Source organism: Paenibacillus dendritiformis (genome assembly GCF_945605565.1).
In the GTDB taxonomy this organism is placed as follows: Bacteria; Bacillota; Bacilli; order Paenibacillales; family Paenibacillaceae; genus Paenibacillus_B; species Paenibacillus_B dendritiformis_A.
Window position 1 is genome coordinate 2280355 of the sequence record NZ_OX216966.1, and the last position, 12724, is coordinate 2293078.

Annotated in this window: 3 protein-coding genes; all 3 read left to right on the plus strand. The window is 58.8% G+C overall.

The window, feature by feature from the left end:
- The first annotated feature begins 12 nt into the window (after positions 1-12).
- The 3 genes from NNL35_RS09890 (at position 13) to NNL35_RS09900 (ending at position 12670) form a co-directional block, all read left to right on the plus strand.
- The gene (locus tag NNL35_RS09890) at positions 13-10464 is read left to right on the plus strand and encodes a WIAG-tail domain (protein WP_254553322.1); all 10452 of its coding nucleotides are present in this window, start codon (positions 13-15) and stop codon (positions 10462-10464) included.
- 192 nt (positions 10465-10656) lie between these two features.
- A complete protein-coding gene (locus tag NNL35_RS09895) occupies positions 10657-11466 on the plus strand; it encodes a glycosyltransferase family 2 protein (RefSeq protein WP_040733653.1) in 810 nt (269 codons plus the stop codon).
- 127 nt (positions 11467-11593) lie between these two features.
- Positions 11594-12670 carry a glycosyltransferase family 2 protein gene (locus NNL35_RS09900; RefSeq protein ID WP_006678943.1) on the plus strand — a complete coding sequence of 359 codons (1077 nt, stop codon included), beginning with the start codon at positions 11594-11596 and terminating at the stop codon, positions 12668-12670.
- The last annotated feature ends 54 nt before the right edge of the window (positions 12671-12724 follow it).

A 12724-nucleotide genomic window follows, 5' to 3' on the forward strand; every position in this document is an offset into this window, starting at 1 on the left:
AGGAGAGAGCACATGAAAAGGAAAAATGAAAAGCGGACAACCAAGGGACAGAAGCCAATAAAGAAATCGTCCAGAAAGCCGCTATACTTTGTCGACAATCCGAACCAGTCGGAGTTATCGCTGCTGGACCGTCTTAGTTCAACGAAGAAGCCGCCGGAAGATTCCCCAAAAGCAAGCGTCAATGCGCTGGCTGCCCTTGAAGCCATAGAGCCGGAGCAGGAGAATTCGATGCCGCCGATCACGGCAGTATCCGAGCGAGACCCTGACGACGGGATCGGGGAGGAGTTGGAAGCAATGACGGAGGCGGCAGAGGCCAAAGAGGAACCGCTGCCTCCCGAGAACCCGACCGCTGCGGTTGAGCCGGAAGAAGTCGAAGGGGCAGATGATCTTATACCGCCGGGAAGGCCAACGTCCCGTCAAGCAGGGAGCAGCCGCCGCAATGAGCGAACTGCGAAGCGGCATGCTGGTACGGAACGTTCCCGATCAGGAGAAGAGGAACGTCCATCGCCTAAGGAAAGCAAAGAAGATCATCCGACCTATACGTCGGCATTCAACATGCCGGGGACGTTGCCGACTGGACCTGCAGCGCGCGATGCTGCCGCACGGCCAGGCTCGGACGAACCGGCCGCACCGACTCCCCCGCCGGCTGCTCAGCCTGAAGTCAATGCCGCCGATGCCCGCAAGGCGAAGGAGAAGCTGCTGGCAGAGAAGCGGAGTTCGGCACGATCGACCGCCTTTATCTATACCGATGATATCGCGGATGAAGCGGTGACGGAGGAGAAGCTGGCCGCCTATTCGATCAGCGGATCGAAGCTGCGGCGCGAGAGCATTGGCACCGACATGCTGATTGACTATGCCGTTACATCCTTGAAAATTGCGGAGGAGGCGGTAACTGGCTCTAAAATTGCTCCCAACTCGATCGCCGGGGAGCATTTAATCCGCAACGCCGTGTCCGGCGGCAAGCTTCGCGACCGCTCGGTTACGGGGGAGAAAATTAAGGACGGCAGCATCACTTCCGAGAAGCTGGCGGACAAAACGATCGATTCGTCCAAGATCGCGGAAGGATCGATTCAAGCGAAGCATCTGAGCGAGCTGCTGATTTCGGGCAATCTGATTCAAGATCAAGCGATTACCGCGGAGAAAATCCGCAGCGGTGCCATTCGCACGGAAAATCTGGCGAACGAATCGGTTGACGCCTCCAAGCTGGCGCCTGAGTCGGTTACGAACTCCAAGCTGCGCGCCGGGGCGATTACCGGCGACAAGCTGGCGCCAGGGAGCATCGACGCCCGTCATTTCAGCGAAGGGGCTGTTGAAGGCCGTGCTATCGGAATGCAGGCGGTGGAGGGCCGCCATATCGGCCCCGGGCAGATCGACAGCACTCATATCGCGCTCGGCACGCTCTCCGGAGCGATGCTTGAAGCGAAGAGCATCACCAGCGAGCCGCTAGCTGACGAGGCGGTGCAATCCCGTCATCTGGCAGAAGATAGTATTCGCGAGGGGCATATCGGCCCAGGACAGATCAGCGGCCGCCATCTGGCCGACAGAGTCATTACCACCGCCAAGCTGGCGGATCAATCCGTCAGCACGATGAAGCTTGTCGAACACGCGGTCACCTCCTCCAAGCTGGCGGATCAAAGCGTGCTGTCGACGAAGCTGGCGGATGAAGCGGTCCGTTCCCGGCACCTCGGCAAGCAATCGGTCGACGGGCAGCATTTGGCCCTTCAGGCCGTAGAGTCCCTTCACATCGCTGAGGAGGCCGTCAATGAGATACACATCGCCGCCGGTGCTGTAAATGGAATTCATCTTATGCCGGAAGCGGTTCATGGCGCGCATCTTGCCGATGAAGCGGTGGAAAGCCGGCATGTAGGCTACCAGGCGATCGAGAGCCGGCATCTTGGCGATGAAGCGGTAACCACCGCCAAGTTGGCTCCGGCCGCCGTATCGTCCGATCAACTGGCGGATGAAGCGGTTATAGCCCGGAAGCTGGGTGCTGCCAGCGTCACGCCGGAGAAGCTGGCCTATGCCAGTGTGCAGCAGCATCATTTGGCGGAAGGAGCGGTTGGCCCGGAAGCGATCGGCCCGCATGCGGTGCAGGAGGAGCATATTGCCATTGGAGCGATCCGGTCGGGACATATTTATCCGCAGTCTATCCAGTCTACCGAGCTGGCTCCGGAGGCCGTCACGAGCGAGAAGCTGTCGGTGAATGCCGTCTGTGAGCGCCATATCGGAACGGGAGTCATCTATTCCCATCATCTGGCCGACCATATTATTACATCTTTGAAATTGTCTCCGGAGAGCGTATCGACCGATAAACTAAGCGATTTGTCCGTCACGACCGCCAAGCTGACGAACGGTAGCGTAACCGCAGACAAACTGGCGGAGAACAGCGTGACAACTGCACATCTCGTCGCTGGAGCCGTCACGTCCGACACTCTGGCTGACGAGAGCGTCCAGGCGCAGCATCTCGCACCGAATTCGGTAGGGGCGGGGCAACTGCAGCCGGATTCGGTCTCAGGGGCGACGATTCAAGAATCAGCGATTCGCGCGGAGCATGTGCATCCCGGCAGCATCGGCTCGGTTCAGCTTGATGCAGCCAGCGTAGGCAGCGAGCACGTGATTGAGGGAACCATTCACGCCCAGCATATCGCAGGCGGGAGCATCGGGTCCGAGCATCTCGTCGATGCGGCCGTTACAGGAGATAAATTGGCAGATGACAGCGTCGGGGCCCGGAATCTCCAAGCGGCAAGTGTAGATACCGATCATCTGGCGGAGGAAGCCGTCACCGGTTTGAAGCTGGCTCCCGGTTCGATCGGCTCTCACCATGTACGGGAAGGAGCGATCCGGTCCGTCCATCTGGCATCGCATTCTGTCGGCGAGGATCAGCTTCAGCCGAAATCGATATCTTCAGGAATGCTGCAGGAGGACAGCATAACTGCGGCCAGTATCGCTCCCCAGTCTATCACGGAGAAGCATGTGGCGCTGGAAGCGATATCCGGCAAGCATCTGCAAGCAGAATCGATTCAGGGGTACCATTTGCGCAAAGGAACGATTACGATGGCGCATTTGGGCTCCGATGTGCTCTCCAGCGATATTATCCCGGAGGGCAGTCTGGCCGGGAGCAAGCTTCAACCTCGGGCCGTGACGAGCGGACATATGGCGGATGCCGCCATCCAAGCCAGCCATCTGGCCGACGATGCGGTTCACTCCCGCCATATTGCGGTTCAAGCGATCCGTGCGGAGCATCTTTCCGCCAGCTCGGTGTCCGGCGAGCATCTTGCTTCCGACTCGGTCGGCGGCGAGGCGATAGCGGAAGGCGCTGTCAGCAGCGGCCATCTCTCGGCAGGCGCGGTGCAAAGCCAGCATGTCGCTTCCGGAGCGATTCAAGCAGAGCATTTGCAGAAGAACGCGATTACAGGCGAGCATATCCGGCAGACAGCGATCGGCAGTCATCATTTGCAGCCGGGATTGATTGACAGCCAGCATCTCCAGCCCGGCGTGATTGTATCCGCTCATTTAAGCGAAGGGGCTGTGCTTCCGCATCATTTGCGGGAGCAGACAATCGGAGAGCAGCATCTGCAGGCCGCAAGCATCCGTGCGGATATGCTTCAGGATGGTGCCGTGACGGAACGGAGCCTGAGTGACGGCTGTGTGACGAGCGGCAAGCTGGACGTGGGCAGCATCGCGCGTGAGCATGTGCAACCGGGAGCTATTGGCAGCACGGAGCTGGCAGGCGGCACGGTTCATTCGTCCCATGTGCAGCATGGTGCCATTGGCAGCGCCCATATTGAGACAAATGCGATCGGAAGCGAGCAATTGGCAGAAGGAACGGTCGGCTTGTCGCATCTGAATGAAGAAGTAATGGAACTGTTAACCTCGGCGACAACGCCGAAGCCGGCGGAGGCCGTTGTGATTGAGGAAGAATCGATCGCAACGGAGATGCTGCATTCCGGGGCCGTTACGGCAGAGAAGCTGGCTCAACAGAGTGTCGGATCGATTCATCTGCAGGAGCAGGCGATCAATTCCTCGCATTTGGAGGAAGCGGCGGTGGAGGGGCGGCATATCCGCCCGCAAGCAATCACCAGTGAGCATATCGGCACGGGTGCCGTCCAGTCCGAGCAAATCGCGAGCGGAGCCGTGCTTGGCAGCCATCTGGCTGCAGGCGAAGTAACGGGGCACCATATTGCCGAAGGGCAGGTAGCCGGCCAGCATATGGGAGCGGGCGTAGTCACCGGCCATCATATCGCTAAGGGCGAAGTAGCCGGTTGGCATATTGGTTCGGGTGAAGTAAAAGGCCGCCATATCGCCGAAGGCGAAGTAGCGGGATCGCATATCGGAGCGGGCGTAGTCACCGGCCATCATATCGCTGAAGGCGAGGTAGCCGGCGAGCATATCGGGGCTGGGCAAGTTACCGGCCGTCATATCGCCGAGGGCGAGGTAGCCGGTCATCATATCGGAGCGGCTGAAGTCACAGGCCGTCATATCGCGGAAGGCGAGGTAGCCGGCGATCATATCGGAGCAGGAGAAGTCAGAGGCATCCATATCGGAACGGGCGAAGTTACCGGCCGTCATATCGCTGAAGGCGAGATAGCCGGTGATCATATCGGAGCAGGAGAAGTCACCGGCCGTCATATCGCCGAGGGTGAAGTAGCCGGTCACCATATCGGAACGGGTGAAGTCAGAGGCCGTCATATCGCCGAAGGCGAGGTAGCGGGTCGCCATATCGGAACGGGGGAAGTTACCGGCCGCAACATCGCTGAAGGCGAGGTAGCCGGCGAGCATATCAGAGCAGGAGAAGTGACCGGCCGTCATATCGCCGAGGGTGAAGTAGCCGGTCGCCATATCGGCACGAGTGAAGTCAGAGGCAGCCATATCGCCGAAGGCGAGGTAGCGGGCTATCATATCGGAGAAGGAGAAGTCACAGGCCGTCATATCGCTGAAGGCGAGGTAAGTGGCTATCATATCGGAGCGGGCGAAATCACCGGCCGCCATATCGTGGAAGGAGAAGTAGCCGGTCATCATATTGGAACAGAGGAAGTCACCGGCCGTCACATCGCCGAGGGCCAGGTAGCCGGCCGTCATATCGGGGCAGGAGAAGTCACCGGCCGTCATATCGCAGAAGGCGAGGTAGCCGGTGAGCATATCGGAGCAGGTGAAGTCACCGGCCGTCATATCGCCGAAGGCGAGGTAGCTGGTGATCATATCGGAGCAGGAGAGGTCACAGGCCATCATATCGGCGAGGGCGAGGTATCTGGCCGTCATATCGGAGCAGGAGAAGTAACGGGCCGTCATATCGCCGAGGGCGAGGTATCAGGATGGCATATCGGTGCCGGCGAAATAACGGACCGCCATATCGCTGAAGGCGAAGTCGCGGGTTATCATATTGGCAAGGGCGAAATAGCCGGTGAGCATATCGGGGCCGGAGAAGTAAAAGGCCGCCATATCGCCGAGGGCGAAGTAGGAGGCCAGCATATTGGAACGGGAGAAGTAAAAGGCCGTCATATCGGCGAGGGCCAGGTAACGGGCTTTCATATCGGAACGGGCCAACTCACCGGCCGTCATATCGCCGAGGGCGAGATCGCGGACTATCATATCGGAGCAGGGAAAGTCACCGGCCGTCATATCGCTGAAGGCGAGATAGCAAGTGAGCATATCGGAGCAGGCAAAGTTACCGGCCGTCATCTCGCTGAGGGTGAGGTAGCGGGTCGTCATATCGGAGCAGGTGAAGTCACCGGCCATCATATCGCCGAGGTTGAGATAGCCGGCCGTCATATCGGAGCGGGCGAAATCACCGGCTGTCATATCGCCGAGGGCGAAGTAGCAGGCCATCATATCGGAGCAGGAGAAGTCACCGGCCGTCATATCGCCGAGGGCGAAGTAGCAGGCCATCATATCGGAACGGGCGAACTCACAGGTCGCCATATCGCCGAAGGCGAGGTTGGAGGGCATCATATCGGAGAGGCAGAAATAACGGGCCGCCATATCGCCGAGAGTGAGGTAGCGAGTCGTCATATCGGAGCAGGAGAAGTCACCGGCCGTCATATCGCCGAGGGCGAAGTAACGGGCCATCATATCGGAACGGGCGAACTCACAGGTCGCCATATCGCCGAAGGCGAGGTTGGAGGGCATCATATCGGAGAGGCAGAAATAATGGGCCGCCATATCGCCGAGAGTGAGGTAGCGAGTCGTCATATCGGAACGGGAGAAGTCACCGGCCGCCATATCGCCGAGGGCGAGGTAGCGGGCTATCATATCGGAACGGACGAAATCACTGGTCGTCATATAGCCGAAGGCGAGATAGCGGACCATCATATCGGAGCAGGGAAAGTCACCGGCCGTCATATCGCCGAAAGTGAGGTAGCGGGTCGTCATATCGGAACGGGAGAAGTCACCGGTCGTCATATCGCCGAGGGCGAGGTAGCGGGCTATCATATCGGAGAGGCAGAAATAACGGGCCGCCATATCGGCGAATGCGAGATTCTGGGCCATCATCTTGGAGCAGGAGAAGTCACCGGCCGCCACATTGCTGAAGGCGAGGTCGTGGGCCATCATATCGGAACGGGCCAAGTAACGGACCGTCATATCGGTGAGGGTCAGATCACCGCTCATCATATCGGTTCGGAAGAAGTGAATGGCCGCCATATTGCCAAAGGTGAGGTAGGCAGTCATCATATCAGAACGGGCGGAGTAACGGGCCGTCATATCGGAGAAGGAGCGGTCGCTGACCATCACATCGGTTCGGGGGAAGTGACCGGCCGCCATATCGGCGAAGGCGAGGTAGCGGGCCGTCACATTGGTTCGGGTGAAGTAACGGGCCATCATATCGGCGAAGGCGAGGTAGCGGGCCGTCACATTGGTTCGGGTGAAGTAACGGGCCATCATATCGGTGAAGGCGAAGTAGCCGGCCGCCACATTGGTTCGGGTGAAGTAACGGGCCATCATATCGGTGAAGGCGAGGTAGCCGGCCGCCATATTGGTTCGGGTGAAGTAACGGGCCATCATATCGGCGAAGGCGAGGTAGCGGGCCGTCATATTGGTTGGGGCGAAGTAACGGGCCATCATATCGGCGAAGGCGAGGTAGCCGGCCGCCATATCGGAACGGGCGAAGTAACGGGCCGCCATATCGGCGAAGGCGAGGTCACCGCCCAACATATCGGTTCGGGTGAAGTAACGGGCCGCCATATCAGCGAAGGCGAGGTGACCGCCCAACATATCGGTTCGGGTGAAGTAACGGGCCGCCATATCAGCGAAGGAGAAGTAGCCGGCCAACATATCGGGGCAGGCGAAGTAACGGGCCGCCATATCGGCGAGGGTGAGGTTAGAGGCCAGCATATCGGAGAGGCAGAAATAACGGGCCGCCATATTGCCGAGAGTGAGGTAGCGCGTCGTCATATCGGAACGGGCGAAATCACCGGCCGTCATATCGCCGAGGGCGAGGTAGCGGGCTATCATATCGGAACGGGCGAAATCACCGGCCGTCATATTGCCGAGGGCGAGGTAGCGGCCTATCATATCGGAACGGGCGAACTCACAGGTCGCCATATCGCCGAAGGTGAGGTTGGGGGCCAGCATATCGGAGAGGCAGAAATAACGGGCCGCCATATTGCCGAGAGTGAGGTAGCGGGTCGTCATATCGGAACTAGCGAAATCACCGGTCGTCATATCGCCGAGGACGAGGTAGCGGGCTATCATATCGGATCGGGTCAACTCACAGCTCGCCATATCGCCGAAGGCGAGGTTAGGGGCCAGCATATCGGAGAGGCAGAAATAACGGGCCGCCATATTGCCGAGAGTGAGGTAGCGGGTCGTCATATCGGAACTAGCGAAATCACCGGTCGTCATATCGCCGAGGACGAGGTAGCGGGCTATCATATCGGATCGGGTCAACTCACAGCTCGCCATATCGCCGAAGGCGAGGTTAGGGGCCAGCATATCGGAGAGGCAGAAATAACGGGCCGCCATATTGCCGAGAGTGAGGTAGCGCGTCGTCATATCGGAACGGGCGAAATCACCGGCCGTCATATTGCCGAGGGCGAGGTAGCGGCCTATCATATCGGAACGGGCGAACTCACAGGTCGCCATATCGCCGAAGGCGAGGTTGGGGGCCAGCATATCGGAGAGGCAGAAATAATGGGCCGCCATATTGCCGAGAGTGAGGTAGCGGGTCGTCATATCGGAACTAGCGAAATCACCGGCCGTCATATCGCCGAGGGCGAGGTAGCGGGCTATCATATCGGAACGGGCGAACTCACAGGTCGCCATATCGCCGAAGGCGAGGTTAGGGGCCAGCATATCGGAGAGGCAGAAATAATGGGCCGCCATATTGCCGAGAGTGAGGTAGCGGGTCGTCATATCGGAACGGGCGAAATCACCGGCCGTCATATTGCCGAGGGCGAGGTAGCGGCCTATCATATCGGAACGGGCGAACTCACAGGTCGCCATATCGCCGAAGGTGAGGTTGGGGGCCAGCATATCGGAGAGGCAGAAATAATGGGCCGCCATATTGCCGAGAGTGAGGTAGCGCGTCGTCATATCGGAACGGGCGAAATCACCGGCCGTCATATCGCTGAGGGCGAGGTAGCGGGCTATCATATCGGAACGGGCGAAATCACCGGCCGCCATATTGCCGAGAGTGAGGTAGCGGGTCGTCATATCGGAACGGGTGAACTCACAGGTCGCCATATCGCCGAAGGCGAGGTTGGGGGCCAGCATATCGGAGAGGCAGAAATAATGGGCCGCCATATTGCCGAGAGTGAGGTAACGCGTCGTCATATCGGAACGGGCGAAATCACCGGCCGTCATATCGGCGAAGGAGCGGTAGCCGGCCAGCACATTGGAGAGGCAGAAATAACGGGGCGCCATATCGCGGAATGCGAGATTATGGGCCACCATCTTGGAGCAGGAGAAGTTACCGGCCGCCACATTGCTGAAGGTGAAGTAGGGGGCCATCATATCGGAACAGGCGAAGTAACGGACCGTCATATCGGTGAAGGTCAGGTCACCGCTCATCATATCGGTTCGGAAGAAGTGAATGGCCGCCATATTGCCAAAGGTGAGGTAGGCGGTCATCATATCAGAACGGGCGGAGTAACGGGCCGTCATATCGGCGAAGGAGCGGTCGCTGACCATCATATCGGTTCGGGCGAAGTGACCGGCCGTCATATCGCCGAGGGCGAGGTAGTCGGCCGTCACATTGGTTCGGGCGAAGTAACTGGCCGTCATATCGCCGAAGGCGAGGTAGCCGGCCATCATATCGGAGCAGGAGAAGTCACCGGCCGCCACATTGCTGAAGGTGAAGTAGTGGGCCATCATATCGGAGCAGGCGAAGTAAAGGGCCGCCATATCGGCGAAGGAGCGGTCGCTGACCATCATATCGGTTCGGGCGAAGTGACCGGTCGCCATATCGGCGAAGGCGAGGTAGCCGGTCATCATATCGGAGCAGGAGAAGTCACCGGCCGCCACATTGCTGAAGGTGAAGTAGTGGGCCATCATATCGGAGCAGGAGAAGTCACCGGCCGCCACATTGCTGAAGGTGAAGTAGTGGGCCATCATATCGGAACAGGAGAAGTCACCAGCCGTCATATCGGTGAAGGTCAGGTCACCGCTCATCATATCGGTTCGGAAGAAGTGAATGGCCGCCATATCGCCAAAGGTGAGGTAGGCGGTCAGCATATCAGAACGGGCGAGGTAACGGGCAGTCATATCGCCGAAGGCGTAGTAGCCGGCCAACATATCGGAGCAGGCGAAGTAAAGGGCCGCCATATCGGCGAAGGTGAGGTCACCGCCCAACATATCGGTTCGGGCGAAGTAACGGGCCGTCATATCGGCGAGGGCGAGGTAGCCGGCCGTCATATTGGTTCAGGCGAAGTAAAGGGCCGCCATATCGGCGAAGGTGAGGTCACCGCCCAACATATCGGTTCGGGCGAGGTAACGGGCAGTCATATCGCCGAAGGCGTAGTAGCCGGCCAACATATCGGAGCAGGCGAAGTAACGAGCCGCCATATCGGGGAAGGCGAGGTCACCGGCCAGCATATCGGAGCAGGTGAAATAACGAGCCGCCATATTGGCGAAAGAGAAGTCACTGGCCAACATATCGCAGCGGGGAGCATCCGGGCCGAGCACCTGGAAGAGGAAGTCTTAAATTCGATTGTGCTCCAGCCCGGAACGGTTACACCGGAATCCTGTTCCTTCGTCCCAGTTCGAACCTCGATGCCGCGCGCCGGAGCGCTGCAGCAATTCGGGATGAGCGCATTTCTGCTTCAGGGGGCGACAGACCGGGTAGACGTTCGCATTGCCTTCGATGAGCCGTTCCCGAATAATCAATATGTTCTTGTCGCGATGACCAACCACCCGGAATGCCATGCGGTGCTGAAATCGCAAGCAACGCACAGCGCCGTTCTGGAAATACACCGCAAAGATCCGCAGTCACAGCCTTTCGGCTGCGTATCCTGGATTGCGATCGGCTAGCTTGCGGCCGATACGCCGGTGAAGCAAGGAAGCCGCCAGATGCCAACTGGCGGCTTTTTACACATCTGAGGCGATCCGTCGGGTTATGGAAGAAAGCGGGCCGAATGTGTACATGAGCCGTTGCACTCTGGACTATGCCTCATACAATGGGATGTAAATACATGTGCAATTTGCCCGGGAGGGAGACGTGCAATGGCTCATTCCAAAAGATATCGTTCTGCGCGAACACGTACCCGCCGGCAGGTACGACGATATCGAATCCATAGTTCTTCCGATCCCTTTGTGTCGGTCATCATCCCGGTTTTGAATGAACGGCGGACATTGGCTCGTGTCATTGAACGGGCGGCACAGGTGCATCCGGCCACTGAGGTCATTGTTGTAGCGAACGGAACGACCGACGGCTCAGACCGCATCGCGGCAGAGATGGGAGCCCGCGTTCTTCGTTATGCGATCCCGCTTGGCCACGATAAGGGCAGAGCCGTTGGAGCCGAGGCCGCGGCGGGACGCATTCTGCTGTTCATCGACGCCGATATGGTGCTGTCTGCTGCAGATTTGCGCCCGTTCATACATGCGGTGAACAATGGCGTTGATGTCGCTCTCAATAATTATCAGGGGCCTGTCCGGAAGCATGATGTACACGGAGTTGTCCTGGCAAAGCACGCATTGAATGCCATGCTGTCCCGGCAGGATCTGGGGGGAGCCTCCATGACTGCCGTTCCGCATGCATTGAGCCGTCGGGCGCTTGCTCTGATCGGTGCGGACGCGCTGTCCGTCCCCCCGCTTGCGCATACGATGGCCGTCGTATACGGGCTGGATATCCGCGCAGTGCACACGATTAATGTCGGGCGCATGAATCGGATACGTGTTCGGGGGCTGCGCGAGGATCCGCTGGAGCCGTTGATATGCCAAGATCATTTGCAAGCGATACGCTGGCTGATGGAACAGCGGGGCCCTCGGGGCGGCCACTCGGATTTGACCAGACAACGGGAGCGGGTGACATGATGCCATGAGAAGGAAACGATCCTTCCGCAGAACAAAGAACGTTATCCGGGGGCTTCGCAGATCATCACGTCGCCGCCAGTCGAGCCGGGGAAGAAGAAGAGGCTACCGCCGCCTGCGGGCTGGCCGCATGACAAGACGCAGCCGGCTCCGGCAACGCGGACATAAGCAGCTTCCGCATAGGAAGCGCCAGCTGCATGAGCCGCAGACAAGAGGAGCGTGGCGCCATGCTGCACAGGATGCGGGAAGGCGGCATGGCGACGAATATGCCGCATTGGGCGGACAGGAAACGTACAAGGACATCGTCCGCTTCATGCAAAGCCGGTTCACCGAGTTCCTCGCGCCATATCGGCTTGCTCCCTTATCCTACTCGCAAATCAGAGAGTTGGCGGAAGCGTACAGAGCTGGATTTACGAGAGGAAGGTATCAGAACGGGAGGGAAGCCGTACTGATTCCGACCACAAGGCCGATCGATGCAATCGTGTGCGCCCAAAATGAAGAAGATAGCATCGCAGGAGTGTTGAAGGAGCTCGGACGCCTGCCGCTGTCGCGCACCATCGTCGTGGTGAACGGCTCCTCGGATGGGAGCTTGCAGGCGGTGCATGAAGCTTCGGAGGACGCCTGCATCGTTCACTACCCGGAAGCGCTTGGCCATGACGTTGGCCGCGCTATCGGGGCGACTCTGTCTCAAGCGGAGATTCTGTTGTTCGTGGATGCCGATATCCCGATTGCCGCTGAGGAGCTCGGCGCTTTTATATGGGCATGCGACAATGGCATCGATGTGGCGCTCAACGACATCAGTCCGTTCCTGGGACCCTTCTTCAACCGTGATGGAATTACGCACTGCAAGGAGTGGCTGAACCGCAGTCTGGGCCGCGCCGACTTGCATGCCAATTCACTGACCGCTGTCCCTCATGCCATTACCCGCCACGCGCTGGAGACCGTAGGCGTGCAGAATTTGATCGTTCCTCCCAAATTCCAGACGCTTGCCTTGGCCCGGGGCTTGCGCACGGAAGCGGTGCATGCGGTCGACGTTATCGGAAGGAATCGGATACGCCGCACGAACGTAGGCGCATTGAATCCGGTTGCCGAGCTTATCATCGGGGATCATGTGGAGGCATTTCATTCCCTGTGGGAGGAAAATGCATCATTTTTCAGCGAGACGCACCAACGTGAGCAGATTGCCGAGAGGAGGAACGGAGGATGATATCCATCTTCCGCCCGACAGGTGACGCATTAGGAATGTTTTTGTGTAAGCCAT